Source organism: Pseudomonas sp. (assembly GCF_037994325.1).
Classification (GTDB): Bacteria; Pseudomonadota; Gammaproteobacteria; order Pseudomonadales; family Pseudomonadaceae; genus Aquipseudomonas.
In genome coordinates this window covers 1-19,195 of the sequence record NZ_JBBNAH010000589.1, presented here as the reverse complement: position 1 = coordinate 19,195, position 19,195 = coordinate 1, and the positions used below count along the sequence as shown (strand labels likewise).

General features: G+C 61.9%; 3 protein-coding genes. All 3 read right to left on the bottom strand.

What is annotated here, in order from left to right; translation table 11 throughout:
* A partial coding sequence (locus AAAB16_RS19715) for a SapC family protein (protein WP_340664856.1) occupies window positions 1–560 on the bottom strand: 560 nt, incomplete at its 3' end.
* Between the two features lie 25 nt (window positions 561–585).
* Window positions 586–2,193, bottom strand: coding sequence for a ShlB/FhaC/HecB family hemolysin secretion/activation protein (locus AAAB16_RS19710; RefSeq protein ID WP_340664855.1), 1,608 nt, complete (start codon window positions 2,191–2,193; stop codon window positions 586–588).
* 38 nt (window positions 2,194–2,231) lie between these two features.
* Complete coding sequence (locus AAAB16_RS19705; RefSeq protein WP_340664854.1) at window positions 2,232–19,139, bottom strand: hypothetical protein; 16,908 nt, start codon at window positions 19,137–19,139, stop codon at window positions 2,232–2,234.
* Window positions 19,140–19,195: the final 56 nt, after the last annotated feature.

Here is a 19,195-nt window from a genome sequence, read left to right as displayed (position 1 = left end):
AGTACAAACGACTCACCGCTGGTGTGGCTGAGCTTCAAGGTGCGCGGCGCCAGCAGTTGCAGTTCGTTGAGTTTGGCGACAAAGCGGCGGGTGCGTTCCATTTCGGCGGTGAAGTTTTGCAGGAACTGGATCATCTCTTCGAGGAATTCGCTGTTCTGGCCTTCTTCGGTGAACAGCTCACGGCCTTCGGCTTCATTCCAGCCCGGGTAGGCGGCGTCGAAACATACGGTGAAGTTTTCCGCGCCGTCTTGCGCCAGTACAAACGGATAACGACGCACGAAGGCAGGAATGTAGGTGTTTTCGGCCCATTGCTGGTCGGCGCCGACGTAGCCGTTGTGGCCTTCTTTCAGGCCCAGAAGGGCGATCGGCATGGCGTTTTCGCCTTCACCGATAAAGACGATGGGGTAGTGACGCGAGGCTTGGAAGAATTCCAGACCGGCTACCGGCACCAGGTGGGTGCTGGCGGCGAAATCGCTGTTGTTAAGGCCAGCGAGCTTGAGGGTTTTGTGTTCGTCGCGGTTGAGCGCTTTGATTTCTTTGTAAAGCAACAGAGTGGTCATGTAAAAAAACTCCAAAAAAGATGAATTAACGGATAACGATCTGGGCCAGCACTTGACCACTGTCCTGGTCCGCCACCACGTCTTTCAGGGTGTTGGCGGCCACCAGGCTGATACTCAAATGCTTGCCCCAGTTGAAGTTGAGCCCGGCACCGACGCTTTGCAGGTCGACATCGGCGGTGCCCAGCTCCATCGCCCTGCCATAGTCAAAGAACACAAACGGCTGCCAGCGCTCGCTGATGTTCCAGTAACTCTCCAAGTTCAGTGTCATGCCTTGTGGCGCGGCGATCACGCCAGGGTCATAACCGCGCACGCTGCTGATGCCACCAAACTGGTATAGCAAAGTGGACGGCAGGGTCTCAGTATCACTGGCGTATTGCCAACCGAAGCGACCCACTATCAGAAATTCCTTACCGATATTACGGCTCACGTAGGCGCTGCCATTTAACAGCTGGTAGCTGCCGCTTTCGCCGGTGGTTTGGTTGTCGGTATTGGCCTGGCGCAGGCGTTGTTCGTAGCGCACATACCAGGGCGCATCGCGGTATTCCACCTGGCCTTTGAGCAGCATTTCATCGGCGCTGGTTTCGCTCAGGCTCAGGCCTTCAATGGTGGTTTCCGATTCCTGGTGGTTGTAGCCCACGCCGCCGAGCCATTGCCAGTGTTCGTCCACCCAGTAGGGATGGTCGTAGCCGAGGCCGTAGGTTTGCGATTCGCCTTCGATATCCAACGCGGCCAATGGCCCGGTCTGGATTTGCAGGGTGTTGGCCCCCGCCTCCACATACACCACACCGTTGTAGCGGTTTACCGGACGGCTGTAGCGCAGGCTGCCGTATTGCGAGCCATCGGTGGCCACCGCGACAGCGCTCAGGGCATCGGCTACGCCTGTGGGCGAGAACCAGTTGAGGGTGCCGCCGTATTGCTCGCGGCCGGTGCTTTCGTTGCCGTAGTTATTGACGAACAGCGACCACTGCCACGGGTCCGGTTCAAACGCCTGCAGATCAACGCGCGTGGTGCCAAAGCTCTGCCCCGGCGCCAGGCTGGCGCTCACCTGCGGGCCTGGGGTGGTGGCGTTAAAGCGCTGAATCGAGGTCATCAGCGCGGTGCTATCGAGGGTTTCGCCTTTGCTTATTGCCAGGCGGTCCTGATAGAAACCTTCGTCAACATTCTTGCGATCCTGCCAGGCCACGCCATCGACCTTGGCTTCCACCAGCACTACTTTCAGCACGCCGTTTTCCAAGCCTTGCGGCGGAATAATTGCTCGTGCCGTAAGCTGCCCTTGGCTTTCATACAGCGCGTTCACTTCACGCAGCAGCGCATTGAGGTCGGCAAAACTGATGGCCCGCCCGAGGTACTTCTTGGCGATGCTTTCCAGCGCTTCTTTGCTGAGAAACATCGAGGCGTTAAAGCTCACGCCGCTGAGCTGAAATTGCTCACCTTGCGAAGGCAGCACCTGATCCTCCGGCATCTCACCGCGTAGCGCGGGCACCTCGACACGCTTGGCCCGCTCGTCATCGTTGCGTTGTTGCTGAATACGCTCGATCTGCTGACGTTGCAGGGTCGGGTCAAGCTGACCGGGAATCCCGGCCGGCACACCGCTGGGCAAGGTGGCGGCCTGGGCCACCCCTACACTTGCCATCAACACCCACGCTAAACCGCAACGGCTCACCCGCACGCTTACAGATCCCACTTGGTCGCTCCGTCCGTTTGCTCTTGGCCGGGCACGACGCTGTATTGCGGTTGCTGGCTGTCATCATTCATGTTCATGCGCGATTCCATACGCCCTTTACTCCAATTGGCCTTCCAGTCACCCGTCACGCCGTTGGTGCCTCTGACGACGTTAGTGCCGCCAATGGCCGATGCACCCGACTGCTCTCTGGAGCCGCGCGACATCATCTGCTCACTAAAGCTTGCCGCCGTAGTGCGCTGGGTGGTCACACCGGTTTCGGCAGGCGTTGGCGCATGGGTTTCGCTGAAGTTGGTCAGCAGCACCAAGTGCGTGTACTTGCGATGCAGTACATAGGCGTCGGTGGTGCTGGTGATGGCGTCCTGTTTCAGTTGGAAGGCCTTGTCCAGCTCATACAGCTGCACATCGGCAGTGGGCTGATAGAGCGGCGTCAGGTTATCCATCAGCACCGTGGCCGCCGAGGTGTAGAGCTTGAGGAAGTCCACACCCGAGGCATCACGCAAGTCGACTTTCGCGCCACTGCTGGTGATGGTGCTATCCACCACATGCAGACGCGGCGAAACGATATCGGCGGCATCCAGCTTAGTGACCAGGCGCGTGGCGTTGACCGCCCCGCTACCTTCTACCCACAGATTGAGTTGGCCAGCGCCGGTGTGGCGGCCGTACAGCTCGATATCGGCGCCGTGCATATCCACCGAGTTACCGATATTGGCGTCGGCCACACGAATCAAGTTGCCCGACCACAGGCTCAAGGTCGGCGCAGTGGCCTTGGTGAGCACGATGCTGGCGTTGCTGGCCACACCGTTGCGCCAACCGGCGTTGATACGGGCGTCGCCATCGGCGCTGAGCACGCGGCCTCGGGTGTCTGTCAGGCTGTCGAGCAGCACTTGGCCGCCGGCGACCAGGCGATCAAAGAAAATGCTGTCGTCGGTGGAGCGCCAGCTCTGGTTGCCCAGGCTGGAGCTGGTGCCTTTCACTTCGATCAGACCGCGCGCGAGCAAATCGATATAGCTGCTGGAGGCCAGGTCGTTAACCTTCATCACCCCGCCAGACGTCGCCGAAATATGTCCCGCACCCGCCGTGAGCAGCGGCGTGCTGATATTGCCAGAGGCGTTCAAGACGATATCGCCCGTCTGGCTCACGCCGTTGTACGGCAAGCCAGTGGAGACGATACCGCCGGTGCCATTGGTCATATTGCCAACGGTGATCGCGCCATCCTGCGCAGTCATGCTGATATTGCCGCCGGCCTTCACCAGATTGGCAATGGTGATGAACTTGCCGGACACAATGCTGGCATCGCGGCCAGCGGTCACGTTGGTCAGGTTTACCGCGCCGCCGATGATAAAGCTCAGGTCGCGGCCGGCTTCGGCATCGCCGTTCAGGTCCAGATCACCCCCCACACCCACGGTGAGATCGCGACCGGCCTTGAGCGAGTACTTACCGCCAAACTTCACTTCCGGCATCGACAGGTCGCCATTGGCAATGATCGACACATCACGCTTGGCCTCGACTTTCAGGCCGGTGATATCGCCGTCGCCATTGGCCAGCAAACCGGTGCTTTGCAGGAACACATCCTCATCCAGGCTTTGCACGCGGCCGAAGAACAAGTTGCGGCCCTTGATCACCACTTGTTTGTTGGCTTCGGCATTGCCGCCGAATACATCGCCATCGGTTTCGACGTAGACGTTTTCGGCCGACTTCAGGTGCCAGTTGCTTGGGTCCAGCACAGTCGGGTCAAGCGGATCGGCCAGCACGCCAAAACGAATGGTGCCTAGCGAACCCGGCTTGGTGGTGAGCTTCAGGTCACCGCCGCTGTAGCCCTTGAGAATGGTCAGGTTGCCGTTGGTAAGCGCGGTCAAGGTGGTCAGGGCATTGACCACACCGAGATCCGCCGAGCCCGATACCAGGTCAATAAACTGCGTATCGCTGTCCAGCTTATCTGCCGCAAACAGGTCGCGGGCTTTCAGCGAGAGCTTGCCGGTGCTGCTGTGCAACGCGTGCAGGTCGGCGCTGCCGACATCGTAAAGCGCATCACCGACTACCGTGGCATCGTGGCCGGTCCAGTCGCCCAGGCCGTTCACACTCAGTGTGCCATCGACCACCAGGTCGCCGTAGCGCAATGTCGTGCCCGCCACACCACGGTGGTGCAGCACGGTATTGCCGGTGCTGCTGGCCGAGTCCATATCCAGTACGCCGGCCACATTCAGGTCGAGATCACCGGTGACATCCAACGCCCCGATGTCCGAGCCACTGCCGATGTACAGGGTGGCATCGTCGCCGCTGGTCAATGCGGCCAGCTTTAGATCGCCACTCAAGGTGAGCGAGGTAAGGCCGGCAACACTTGCGCTGCCGACGCGGGCGTTGGCCCCAGTCAACGTCCACGGGCCGTTGGTGGTCAGGCTATCCAGGCGCAGATCGCCGAGCAGGTCCATGGTGACGTTATGACCGCTGCCGCTGGTGCCAACGATGGCCGTACCGATATCCGCGCTGGCCGCTTTCAGGCTCCACACGCCATCCACAGCATTGACCGCATCGGCGCTAAACGCCCCGCCGATATCCATCAGCACATTGCCGTGGTCGCTGGTCACGTTGCCGGTAGCCAGGCTAAAGCCGCTGCCGTTTACATCAATGTTGTTGTAGGCCAGCAGGTCGCCAATGTTCAGCACGCCGAGGCCACGCAGTTGCACAGCGCCGGTCTGGCTTTGCACCTTGGCCAGGGTCAGGTTGCCCAGCGCTTGCAGCGTCAGGTTGCCATGGCTTACCAGGCTGCCGCTGGTAACGCCGCCTGCCAGTTCAAGGAACAGCTGGCCGCTGGCGCTGACGTTAACGTCTTTACCCTGCACGCGCAGGTAACGGCTGGCCGCACCGATATCGCCGCTGGCGCTTGGCGTGCCGTTGCTGGTCAGGCTGACGCTGTCGGCACTCCACAACGCGCCGTTGGCGTTGCTTTGCAAGGTCTTGGCAGTGAGCGCGAGGTTGCCGTTCGTGCCGGTTACCGTCAGGGCGCCAAGGTTGGCGTTATTGCCCAGGGTGGCTTGCAGGCTGGTGGCCGCGGTCACGCTGTTGCCGGTGGCCATGGTCCAGTTGCTGCCCAGGTCCATCAGCAGCGCGCCAAGGGTCCAATTGCCACTCTGACTGACGCTGTTGGTTTGGCCGATATCGAGCAGACCATCCACTGCGGCGGTGCGGATATTCAGGGTGCCCGGCTGCGGGTTGGCGCCTTGCAGGCCACCGATATACGCGCTGCCATCCACATCCAGGTCGATCTTGTCGGTCTGGCTGCTGAGCTGAATACGCTGGCCTGCCGAGCCGGCAGTACCGCCGACTTTCAGGTTGATATCGCCGCCGGCCAACAGGTGCTCGCCGCTCAGGCCGGCGCCAATCAGGTTGCCGCCGACATTCAGGGTCAGCGCACCGTTGCCGGTGGTCAGCCGCTGAATGCTGAGGTTGCCGGCCTGGGTCAGGTTGATGGCTTTGGCCGCGCGAGCCGTGAGGTCGCCGCTGACGTTGATGTTCAGGCTGCCCTTGCCGCCGATAGTGCCGCTGGACGATTCCAGGACCACGTCGCTACCGGTAACCACCACATTGCTGCCACGGGCGCTTTCGATATTGCCGTCGGTTTTGATGCGGACGGTATCGCCCTGCACGTTGTAGATATTGAAGTCTTGCGTACCGCCCAGGTACACGTCATGGGCAGCGGTAACGGTGATGTTGCCGCTGGCGCTGACGTTGATGTCATCGCGCTGAACGATGCGCAGCTTGTTCGGCTGGCTCGGGTCATCGACATACACATCATCGAGTTCCGCGCCGCCTAGGGCCGCGAGCTGCGCCGGGGTCAGGTTGGCGACGCCGACGTTCAAGTCCACCAGCACATCGTTGGCCAGCACATTGCCGACACGATTGGCTTGCAGGGTAACGTTGGCGCCCTGAATGTTGAATTTCTCCACCTTCACCTGGGTGTCGGTGCCACGGTTAACCAGCGCCGACGACAGCGAGTAACGCAGCTGCTCTTCGCTCCATTTGGCGGTTTTGTCCAACGCCGCGTTTTCGGCAGTAGTCAGGGCGTAGCTGTAGTGGCTGTCGTACACCGCACCACCGAACTGATCGTGCAAGGCCAGGTAGTCGGCATTGGCCCGCGCCTGTTCAGCGGCAATCTGCGTGGCGGTCAAGCCGAGGCCTTGCATCTGTGCCACTTGCTCGCTGCTAAAGGCCACCTGGTCAAGGTCAAACACTTGCCCGCCGCGCAGGTTCCAGTAGCGCTCGTAGCTGGCTTGGCCGGCTTTGATCAGTTGCGCTTTTTGCGCGATCAGGGCGGCATCGGCTGCGGCGCCGGTCAGGCCCATATCGGCCCACAGTGCACGCAGTTTGGTCAGGTCGCGTTCGTCGTAGGACAACGAGGTATTGCCATCGAGGATGTCGCCGTTGGCCACCTTAAGGTGCACATCGCCGCCGGTGATCACTTGGTCCACCAGCAAGTCGCCGCTGGTTTCGTTAAGGAACACACCGCCCACCGAGGCGGCGTTCAAGCTGGCTGGCGAGCTGCTGATGGCGCCGTTGTCGGTGTTGGTGTCGATATTCACCAGGGCGCCGGCAGCGCCCACCGAACCGTGGGTGGAAATCAGGCTGATGCCATGGCCGCGCAATACCGCGCCGCCTTGGGTGGTGATAGTGCCCTGGGCCTTGATGCTCAGGTTGCCGCCCAGCGCGTCCATGCGGCTGATGGTCAAGCCGCCGTTACGGCCGCTGAACGACACATCGCCTTTCAACGATTTGGCGGAGAGCAAGTTGCTCACCTGCACCACCACGGCCTGGGCCGCACTGCCAATGCCGGTACCGGCGTCGATGGTGAGGTTTTTCGCCTGCACCACCGCACCCGTTGCACTTTGAATCAGCGCGCCATTGGTTTGGATGGTGGTATTGCCGTTTTGGTTAAACAGCGAGCCCAGCAGCACCACGTTGCCTTGCGAGGCCACGTCGATCAGGCCGGTGTCGGAGCCGGTGAACTGGATATTGATCGGGTTATCGGCGGCCACGGTAAAGCGGTTGATCACCTTCTGGCCTTGGGCAACGGTGGTTTCCAGCCAGCTGCGCTTGACCTGACACCAAATGAATTTCTTCTCGCAGGTGGTCCAGTCGCGGGTGGAGGTATGGGGCTGATCACCGTTGTTGTAAACCTCGGTGGCCTTCTTCACCTCACCGGACGCCACGTTGCCGTCGCTGCCCATGTACTCGGCACCATCAATCGGCCGCTCGGCGGAGTTTTTCACGATCGGCGTGCCGTAGACGGTGCCATCACCGACATTGAACGCACCCCAGAAGCTGTCTTTGTAGTAGGTGGTGATGGTGGTGCTGACGCGGTCCTGGCCGGTCAGCCAGGTGTAGGAGCGATCAGTGACCGGGGCGTAGCTGGTGGTGCGGCCATCGCTGATACGCACGTTGGCCTGGGTCAGCACACTGGCACTGTCGCCCTGGCGCAGCATGATGTTGTACAGACCGGTGGCGGCGTTGAGATCGCGGGTGTAGATCGACGACCACACGTACTCGTTGCCGTTGCTGTCGCGGCGTACATCGTTAAGGCGCAAGGTGCCTTCGGTGCCGGCGCCGAGGTCGATCTGGCTGAGGCCGATCTGGTAGCCGGTGTTGTTTTTGATCTGTACCTGGCTGTAGCCGTCGAGCACGTTCAACTGACCATTGCCGGTGCTCATGATGTAGCCGGTGAGCTCCATATAGCCGCCGGCCACGTCCACCGAATCGAGCACGATGGTTTTGCTGCTGAAGTCGTAGCCGTAACCCAACTCGCCGGTGCGTACGTTGCGGCTTTTCAGCTGCACAAATGCCGGGCCGGTCTTGGCGTCATACGCCGCTTGGCCAGCGGCGATGGTGGCCGCCAGGCCGCTGCTGTTGTCGATGGTCACGGTCCACACCGGCACGCCGCTCTGGATCAGACCATTGATGTTCAGGTATTGCGCGGTGATCACCACGTTATTGCCGACCACGGTGCCCGAGCCTGCCGCCGGCGCGGTCAGGGTCATTTTGCCGTCGGCGGCGGTGGTGTAGTTGGTGGCCGGGTCGCCGCCAGCGTGGAAGAACGGGTTCTCCGAGTTCAAGACGAAGTCGCGGCCGGCGGTGATGGCCAAGGTTTTGCCACGAATATCGTAGTTGGCGTAGATGCTGCCGTACTTGGCCTCGACGCTAACCAGACCGCGCTGGTTAAAGATACGACCGTCAACATAAATGTCTGGCGCCGGTGCGCGCAGCCCATCGACGCCGGTGACCCCGGTGGATGGGTTGTAGTTATTGACCACCTTGATCACCGGGTCCGGCGAGGTAGCGGAAACGGTGATGGAGGTGAAGTTCGCCTGGTTTTTGTAGCCGGTGGCGTTGGCGGTATTGATCGCCGTGGCGGTGCTCATCGAGGCATCGTTAAACAGCAACTGGCCGCCTTCGCGAAACGGCACTTCCAGGCCAAGGAGGCGCAAAAAGGCCGAGCTGTTATTGATCACTTCAATCTGCGCATCACCAGGGGCGCGCAGCTTGCCGCCGCCAACCAGGGCGTCGCCAGTGACCAGCACGTTGCCAGGCTTGGCCAGAATCGGATCGAGAACAAAAATATCAATGCTCTGATCTTTGGCCAGGGTGGCGCCGCTGCCGGTGTTGCCGCCCATTTCGGTGTACAGCGCATCCAGGGCTTTGCGCAGAATGGTTTGCTCGGCCGTCATCGCCGTGCGTTCCACGGCCGACAGCCCGTAACCGACCAGTTGCTTGGCCAACTGCTCCAGGCGCGCGGTGATGTACTGCGAATAAACGCCGGTTTCCAGGTGGTAGGTGATGTTGGTGTCGCTGGTGATCACCTTGGGTGTCACCGAGATCGCGTCACTGTCGGTCAGGGTCATATTGGCCAGTTCAGCCAGGGTTTTGCTGACGCCGTTGACCTTGTATTCCAGGCCCTCAATCACCACCGAACGCTTGTTGAAATAACCGGCGTTCAATGCCCCGTCGACACGCACCACACCCAGCGAATTGTTGGTGGTGCTGCCCGACTCAATCTCCACCGACAGGCCGAGCAAGCTCAGCGCTTCGGTGTACAGGTCTTTGGCTACACCTTTGCCCAGCAGGTTGCCCCAGCCCTTATCGGCGTAAGCGAACACATCACCGACGCTGTTGACCTGGCTACCCACGGCCACATCGATAGTGGCATTACGGTTGTAGGTGGCGTCGGCGTTCGGCTTGGTGGAAACCGGGAAGGCGGTGTTGTTCCACAGGTCGGTGCGCGCGGTCAGGGTCGCCTGGTTGGCAAAACCACTGACGGTTTGACCGGCGTACAGGCGAATGTCGCCGTAGCCAAGCAGGGTCGAATTGCTGCCCAGCACCACGTCGTAGTTGGCGTTGACCCGCGCCAGGCTATTGCCTTGCGCAGCACCCGCCAGGCCCCAGGTTTTTGCCGTTACGGCGGTGTCGATCAGGTAGTCGCCGCTGCCGCTGAGCACGATATCGCCGATGCTCATCATGTCGGCATTGGCGCCAACGCTGACCTTGGCGTTGGCCTTGGTCACATCCACTTGCGACTTGGCCAGGGCGATAGCAATGGCACCGCCGCTGTCCAGGCGCACTTTGTCGTAGGCGGTGACCTTGTTATAGGCACTCACCAGCATATTCACCGGCACACGGAAGTCGCCGATCAGGTGCAGGTAGGTGGCCGCGCCAATCAGGCTCTGGGTATCCAGGGCGATGGTGGAAATGCTCTGCCCGGCGGCGGCATCCACGACGCCACCGGAACCGGATTTGACGTTGTAATCGCTGCTCTGGGCTTTGGTGACCAGCGCCTTGGCGCTTTGCTCGTAGGCGTAGCTGTTAACCCGTGAACCGCCGACCAACTCGGTGCTGGTGGTCAGGTTCAGCGAGTTGCCGGCGTGGGCACCGCTGGCACCGACCAGGGAGGCGTTAACGCTGTCGACAAAGGCGTTGAAGTTGCTCTGGTGCAGGGCACTGAACAGCACCTTCTGGAACAGCGCATCGCGGTTGGCCACGCTGTCATCTTTACCGCGTGCATACAGCAGCGCTTTGGTCGTGCTGTTATCGCTGGTGGTGGCAACGGCTGCTGCGCCGCTGATCAAACCGCCTTGGCCGGACGCAGCGCTGGCGAGGTTATCAACCACGCCGGTAGCGCTGACGGTAAGGGTGCCCATGTTGCCGCTGAAACGACCATTGACCAGCGCTTGCGTGCTGCCGGTGGCGCTGGCATTGGCCACGGTAGCCCCGACCGCGTAGTAGCCGGCGGCATAACCTTCGGCAGCGGCGCGCTGGCTGACACTGCGCCCGGCGCTGAACGTCCAGTTACCGCCGCTCAGGCCAATAAACTGGCTGCTGGCGTCGGTCTGTACCAGGCTGGTGCTTTCGTTGCGGGCGGTGGCGACCACGGCGTTAGCCGATACGCCCAAGCCGCCGCTGACGCCCAAACCGTGCACATTGACGGTGTCGTTGCTGCCGTTCTGGGTGACTTGCGCGCTAAGCAGCGCGCTCTTGCCTTGCAACTGTGTGCCGCTGCCAAGGATCACGCTGGTGCTGGTTTTCGCTAGGGCGTCGATCACCGAGGCGCCAGCAGATACCAAACCGCCAAGCACAGCGCTGAGGGTTTCAGCTTTCAGTTGCGGCGTCGCTTCGGCTTTCAGGCTTAGGGCATTGCTGGCGGTCAGCTTGGCGTTGGCGCCAACGCTAACGGCAGCGCTGCTCTGGTCCGAGGCTTTGACCACGGCGGCATTCAGGCCGACCAACAAGCCACCTGCCGCGCCCTGGGCTTTCAGGCTGACCGGCGCTTGCGAGCTGGCGCTCAGGCCAATATCGCTGCCGCTCAAGGTGGAACTGGCGGCCACGCTGGTGGCCACCGTGCTGTTATGCGCCGCCACCCCCAGAACCAAACCAGCGCCACCGAGGCCGCCGACGGTTACGCCGAGCGCTTGTACATCCAGACCCTGCTTATCGCTGGCCGAGGCATTCAAGGCGTTAGTGGCGGCAATGGTGCCGCTGAGGTTGGCGTTTACCAGGTTGTTCAGTACCGCCACGCCGACCGCCGCGCCCAGGCCAATGCCCAGACCACCAGCGCCGGTAACGGCTTTAACGTTGACCGCTGGCGAGCTGTTCAAGCTCTGCGCCAGGGCGCTGAGGTTAAGGCTGCCAGTGGTCAGGCTAGCGCCGACCACTTCGGCGATAACCCGTGCGTTGGACAAGGTGTAAGCGATACCGGCGCCAAACGCCGAAGTACCACCGGCCACTACGCTGCCGGCGAGGTTGCTGGAGTACAGCTTGTCGCTGGCAGTCACGTTGCTGGCGCCCTGCACTTTCACCGTGCTGGCGCTGACGCGGGCGACGGTTTCCTGCTTGTAGTTGGTGTTCTGCAGGCGCGACTTCACCGCCACGTTGGTGGTGGCCGCGGTCAGGCGCGCGGTGTCGCTGCTGTTGCTGGTGGTCACCAAGGTGGCGCGGCTGCCATCGCTTGGCAGATTGACCTTTTGATAATCCAGATTGGCGTTGCCTTTAGAGCTGAGTTTGTCGCTCTGCGCCAGGGTGCCGTTGCCGCCGTTATCCAGCTCATCCAGCGGGTTGCTGCCTTCCTGCGTCAGTACGCCGGAACCAAGCAGGAGCAAGCCGATGCTGCCACCCAGCGACGAGGATGCCGACAGGCTGCCGGTGACGGTGGTCAGGCGCGCATCCACTTCACGTTGAGCGTCGATGGTCAGTTGGTTGGCCAGGTACGCCGTGCTGTTAAGCATCTGCGCGCGGGTGGCACTGTTGGCCACCAGCACACTGGCAGCGGCGCCACCAGAAGCGCCACCGACAGCGACCGAGCCACCATTAAGCAAGGCATCGAGACGGTCTTTGGCGCTGACGCTGAGGCCACCGGCATAGGTGCTGCTGGTGCCGATATCGGCGTAACCGACACCGGCTTCGGTGGTGTTTTCCAACATCACCACAGTGGTGGAACCGGCCACCGCTACGCCTGCGCCCGAAGCGCTGATGGCATTGGCACGCACGCCCGTGATGGTGTTGGCATCAACGCTGATCTGCCCACTGCTGGCCACGCTGGTGCGCGAGCCGCCGCTGGCTTGCTCGCCAATCCAGGCGCGCACCAAGCTTTGGTTGCTGGCGTAACCCACGCTGGCACCCACGCCCACTGCGCCGCCGGACAAGGTGCCGGCGTTCGGCGACAGACGATTGAGCGCCGCTGCATTGAGCTTCAGCGAACCCACATCGAGTTTGCTGCCGGTATTCACCAGCGCCTGGGTGCTGCCCTTGACGATCAGCACACCGCCACTGCCGGCCACGCCAACAATGCCACCGCCCAGGGTGGTGACGATATTGCTCGCTGCTTGCGTGGAGTTGGCACGTACCAGGGTTTCACCACGGCTATCAAGGATGACGTTGCTCAGGCGCGCGGTGGTTTCGCGGCTCATGATCGTGGTGTCGATGGCGGCCGCTACTGCTGCGGCACCAAGCGATACCGCGCCGCTAAATACGCCGCCAAAGGTAAAGCTATGGCTGGCGGCGCCTACGCTGACTTGCTGAGCAGCACTGGCGCTGGAGGCGTTGCTGCTGTCTTGGTTGATCTTGGCGCCATCGATATAGGCGCTGGTTTTGCCACCCACCAGGCTGGTGTTGCTCAGGCCGGAAATGGCCGCGCTGGCAATCGGCACCAAGCTGACGGCGGTGCTCAAACTCAACTGGCCAAGCTGCTGCAACGAGCCGGCGCGCACGGCCAGGCCGTGCACCGTTTCCAGGCCCGTTTTCAGGTCCAGGACCGGGTTGAACTGTTGCGCGTCGGACCAGCTATTCACATCCGGGGCATTGCTGAGAATGCCGTTATCCACCGACAGACCATTGCTGCCGCCGCCCAAGGCATCAACCTGGGTGGCGGTGCCAGAGATGCCCGCTTCGGTGCTGCTTTCCAATTGGTTAACGGTGACCAGGCCGGCCACTGCCGCATTGCCGCTACCGGCTACCACCAGCGCGGCGGAACGGATCACGTCGCGGTTATTGGCCAGTACGCCGATGTCTTCCTGGGCGTTGACCAACGCGCCATCTTTGATCAGCGCTTTGCTCGAGGTTTGAATCAGGTTGCTGGCCACGCCTGCCGACACCGCAGCGGTGCCAGAGAAACCGGCAGAGATCGACGCCGACTGAATATCGGCCTCGGAGCCCGCCGTCACCAGCAGTTGCTTAACGGTCCAGGCGCTGAGGTCTTTATTGCCGGACAGACGCGCTTCAATCTGGTTGGTAATGCGGTTAACCGCTGCCGCCACACCCACCGCCACGCTGCCAGCGGCAACAGCGCCACCGGCCAGGGAGTTGATGGTGGAGTCGTCTTTGGCGCTGATCAGAATGTTGTCAGCGTTGCCTTTGCTGGTGTCGATGGCGGCGGTGGTCAGTGCGCCGATCAGATTGGTGGTGTTGGAGAACACCGCCGCGCCAGTGCCGGCACCGGCGCCGCTAAGGGCCAGGGTGTCGATTTGCGCGGTGGTCAGCGCCGAGACGGTGACCTTGGTGAAACTGGCAGTGCTGTCCAGGGTCAGGCTGCTGTTTTCGATCAGCGCTTTGCGTTCCTGGGTAATCTGGGTGACGGCCACAGCACCAGCGCCCGCACCGGTGCCGGCACCTTGTACGTTACCGGCGAGGGTTTTCACCGTGGCGCTGCCATCTTCCACCAGCACATTGACCGTGTCAGCGCCGGTCAGGGTAACGCCGCTCAGGGTGGCGAGGTCTTTGCCATCGAGCAGGTTGACGGCCACCGAGGCCCCCACGGCGGCATTGGCTGCACCACCAGCGCCGACAGCGGCGGAGCGCACGGCCATTGAGCCTTTGGTTTGCACGTTCAGCACATCGGCCAGGTTTAGCGTGCTGCTGCCAATGCGTGCTTCGCGGGTGACGCTGATCAGGCTATTGGCATCCGCCGCACCCACCGACAAACCGCCGCTACCGGTGACGGTGGCAGCCAGGGCATTAATGGTGCGGTCGCCTTCGACGCGCACGTCGAGAGAGTTAGCACCGACGGTGCTGCCAACAATAGTGGCGCGCTCGGTGCCCTTGAGCACACTGGTGGTCACCGCGCCGTTGACGGCGATATCACCGCCGCCACCGGCGGTGACGGAAATGGTGTTGACCTCTTGGTCGGCGCCCACTCGCACCAGCGCCTTATCAAAACCGCTAACGCTGGAATCGGTGATCTGCGCGGTGCGGTCGACATTGATCACATTGACCGCCGACGCCGCGCCAAACGAGCCGGTGCCGCCATAGGTCACGGCGCCGGCCAGCGAGCCGATGGTCAGGCCGTCAGTGGTGCTGGATTGCACACTGAGGTCGCTGCCGCCGGTTTGCGTGACGGTGCTGTTTTCGATGCCGGCGTAATCCTTACCTTGGATCACGTTATTGACCGAGGAGATATTCACCGCGCCAGTGCTGGCGCCGGCACCACCGACGGCGATGCCGTAGATTTCGCCATCCAGGCCGCTCTGCACATTCAAGTCGCCGGTCAGGTTGACCGTGCTGTCTTTCAACGTGGCACTGCGCGTGCCGGTCAGCAGGTTGGTGGCAAAGGCGGCGCCAATCGCCGCACCGCCGTCAGCCAGGGAAATATTGCCCGCGGCGGCCCAGATGCTGTTGCTCAGGCCCGGCTGGGTGGAATACAGGTTCAGGGCCTTACCGGTGAAATTGCTCTGGTTGAGCAGCGCTTGCGTGGCGCCGGCAATGCGGTTGTAGCTCACCGAGCCGGTCAGGGCAGTGCCGCCGGAACCCGCAGCACCGGCTACGGCCACGCTGCGGATCTGGCTTTGTTGCGCGGCAATCACGTTGGCAGTGCCGTCCAAGGTGGCGGTGACGTAGGCCAGTTGGGCCAATACGGTTTGTTCAATATCGGTGATCGCCACCGCGCCACCGATTGCGCCTTTGCCGCCAAAGGCAATGGCGCCAGCCAGGGAGTAATAACCACCGGCTTTCTGGGCGCTCAGGTCGAGGGTTTTGGCTTTGATGGTCAGCGGTGCGCTGGCGGTGCCGAGAATCTGCGCGGTCACCGTGCCACGGTCGACCACGGCCGTGCCCGACCCCAGCGAAGCGCCTTTACCTGAACCGGCAAAACCCACTGCGGCAGCCAGCACTTCGGTGGCGTTAAAGGCTTCGACTTTGAGCGCGCCGGACAAGTCGGTGGTGACATTGCCCATGCTCGCCAGGTAATCGCTGCCGGCATAGATCAAACCAAAGGCTGCGCCGCCTGCGCTTTTGCTGCCAATGGCCACGGAGCCGGCAATGCCCAACAGCGCTTCGCCGGACACATGGCCATCAAACAGCGACGTGGTGGCGCCATCGTACTTGCCGTCGTTGTTGGCGTCGCTGCCGTCGGTGGTGGTGGCGCTGGCGTCGATGCTGCTGAGGCTGTCTTCATAGCCCAAGTTGGTGCCGGCCAGGGTGCCTGCGGCATTGCTGTCGAACTTGCTGTCCAGCTCGGTCAGGTCGGAGACGCTGCGCGCCTGCACATTCACCGCACCGCCGGTCAGGCTGGATTTTTTCAGCACGCCGCCGCTTGGCGTATAGCCATCGACGCGGGCAGTCACTTGGTTATCCAGGTAACCGGCAAAAATCGACGCCGCCCCGGCTTCGCCAGACGTGCCAGCAACGCCCAACGCGGCCAGCAGTGTTTGCGTAGCGCTGTAGGCGCCAACATCCAGCGTGGCGAATTTGCTGGCGGTGCTGCCCAGCCATTCGGCGCTAATGGTATTGGCCAGCAAGGCTAGGGTGACCGAGGCGCCATAGGCACTGCCGTTGGCGCCCTTGGCACCGGCAAAGGCACCGCCGCCAATCAGCGAACGGGAACGGTCATAGGCCAACACTTGAATGGTGCTTGGCGCGCTCTGGCGGCCGGTAACCGTGCTGTTCACCACCTGGGCATGGGTGGTGTTTTTAAATTGTGCGTACGAGCCGGAAATGGCTTTCGAATCGTTGGACTGCGAACCCGAAGTGGCCACCGCCAGGCCCAGGCCCATGGCGATCAGGTCACCATCGGTGGCGGCATAGACTTTCAGCAGGTCGTTGTTATTCAGCGTGGTATTAACCACCTCAGCCGTGGTGACGTTGCCGAGCAAGTTGGCGGCAATCGCGCCGGAGAGTGCCGAGCTGGTCTGCGACTGGTTGCCGTTTTTTGCCAGGGTCAATGCCCCGGCACCTGAGCCAGCAAACTGGTGGGTCTGGTTCAGCGCCAGCACGTTGACCTTGCTGCCTTTTACCGCCGGGTCGCGCGGGTCGAGCACGATATCGGCCAGACGCGCGCGGGTATTTTGCCGCGATACGTTAACGCTGGCCGAACCGGCCGCAGCCAAGGCGGACTCGGGAATATCGCCGGTACGAGTGGGGTCGTCGTCGAGCAGGTTTTTCACCTGGTTCCACTTGGCCTTGGCTTCGGCCAGCACATTGCTCAGGCCCTGGGTAACCGAGCCAAGCAAGGTGGTGGCTTTGCTCGCCGCGCCGCCGGAGGCGTCCTGGTTAGCGGTGGCGGCGTCCTGTTTTTCCTTGTCGGTACGCGCAACGCCACCGGCCAGGGAGAAAGCACCGCTCTGGCCCTGGGACAAGGCCTGCATATCCAGTTCATCAACCGTCCAGGTCGACGACACACCCAAGGCACCGCTGCCGCTCAAGGCACGCCAGGCGCGGTTGTCGCCGACCAAGGCTTCAACGTCGGTATCCACCTGATTAACCGCCACGCCAATACCGACGCCGGTGTCTTCGGAGAAGCCCAAGGCGCCCGACGCGCTCCACAGGCCCAGGACATGCTTGGCATCCAGATCGACACGCTCGGCGCTGATGGTGGCGCCGTTGTTGATCGATGCGTTGACCGTGGTGTCGAGCAAACTCAGCACCAACGAGCCATTGCCGGCGGCGCTTGGGCCTTTGCCAGCGGACGGGCTGATGCCAATGATCAGGTCTTTTTCTTTGGCCGCAACCGACAGCGCCTTGGTGCTAACGTGGGTGCCGGCACCGATACCGGCCACGGCGGAGCTGTCATGCAAAATGATGTTCAAGCCAGCGCCGACGGCACTGCCCTTTTCCGACTTGGAACCAAACAGGGCAATGCCGAAGTTACCGGCAACGGCCAAGCGCTCCACGCGGTTTTCCGCCAACAGGCTGACCGGTGCGGCCCAGTTGTTGGCGCCGCTGGCCAGGGCCTTGTGGCTCCAGTTATCGGTTTGCAGGGTCCAGGTTTTCAGCAGCGTGCCGTTGCCGTCCACGTCGCGCCATAGCTCACTGCTCCAGGCGCCGGTGCCGCTGGTGGTCAGGCTGCTGTTGTCACCGACCCAGGCGGCGGCGTTGATATCGTTCTTCATCACCGACACCGCGCCGGCCAGGCCGAGTTTGTCGGCCTCACCGGTGGCGTTGGCGTATTGGCTAGGTAGGTCGCCAGGGCTGGACAGCGCGCTGACCATATCCTTCAAGCCGCTGTACACATCGCTCAACGAACTCCACTCGTTGAGGCCGGTGAAGGCCTCACCGGCTTTATCGTTGATCGGCAATTCGTTTTTCGCGCCCACACCGATATGGCTGGCTTTAACCGTGACGTTATCGCCGATCAGCGCCTTGGTGTTTTGGTGCAGCTCGTTGTAGACCATGGCCACGCTCATGGAGCGGGCAGTGGTGTCTTTTTCTTTGACGTTGGAGTTGATGGTGCTGGAGGCGGTGTTACGCAAGCTGGCCTGGTACTGCAGGGCCTGCACGCTGACGTCACCGCTCACATCCACACTCAACGTGCTGCTGCCGCTGGCACCCAACAGGGCTTGGGCGTTGTGGGTCGCCTGGGTGATCACCACGGCCGAGCCGACGCGCAAACTGCTGCCATTGGTAGGCTTGCTTTCGTCCAGGGTCAGGCCCAGCAGGCTGGTGATTTTCGGCGTAATAAAGCTGATGGAAGGGCTGGTCAGCTTGGAGAACAAGAACTCTGAAGTGCCCTTGCCTACCTTGACCTCGGCCTTGGCCGCCTGCTCGTAAATGATGTCCAGCGCACTGACGTTGAGGTTACGGCCCTTGCTCAGGTCTGCGTTGAACTGGCTCTGGGTGCTGCTCTTGAAATTCGACAGAGCCAGCGCCGGACCACCACTGGCACCCAGGCCCACGGCCTCGAAGGACACGTTGTTTATCAGCGTCTGCTCGGCCAGCGCACGGGCGGTGATATCGCGGGTGACATCCAGCACCGCGCCTTTGTTGACGGTGACGTGGGTATCCAGATCCGTCACCGCCATACCAAAGGCAAAGCCCATGGTGGTCAGCGCGTTGCCTTGCGCGTCATGGCTGTTGACCGCTTTGGTTTCCAGGTCGAGCACGTTGTCGCTGCTGGCTTGCAGCAGCAGGTCATTGCCGGCAGTCAGCTTGGCGCCGCTGGCCACTTCCACCGAAGTGATGCCTTTCAGGCTGCCGTAGGTCAGGCCCAGGCCAAAAGGAATCAGGCTGTTCAGCCCTTCCACTTTGCCATTGATATTGCTGTCGATATGGCGCGTGCTGCTGGCGGTCAGGCTGAGGTTATTGCTGGCTTTCAAGTCAGCGGTGGCGCCGACCGTTACCTTGGCATCCGAGCTGACCACTTGCAGGCCGATAAAATCTTGCAGCGCCAATAGCTCGCTGAAGTTGCCCGGGTCGCTGGCCAGCATCGACTTGAAGTCGTCGCGGTTGTAGGTGTTTAGCGAGTCGTACAGGGTGCCGAACGCGGTGAGGTTGTCCAGGCTGAGCAGGCTACTGGCCCACAGTGGCTTGATGATCGCCTTGCTCTGCGCGTCGATGACGATATCGCGGCCTTTGATCAGGCCGTTAACGGTGATGCTGGCATTGGCGCTGGTCCAGCCTGCCAATTGTTGATCGGTGGCCAGCGCCTGCACGGTGACCTTGCCGGACTTAGTGCCATCGCTGCTGTGGCTGGCATCCAGGGTGGAGC

What these genes read in the sequence shown, in the direction of transcription:
- AAAB16_RS19710 (WP_340664855.1), bottom strand. Translation starts at nt 2,193, where the DNA reads ATGGCAAGTGTAGGGGTGGCCCAGGCCGCCACCTTGCCCAGCGGTGTG.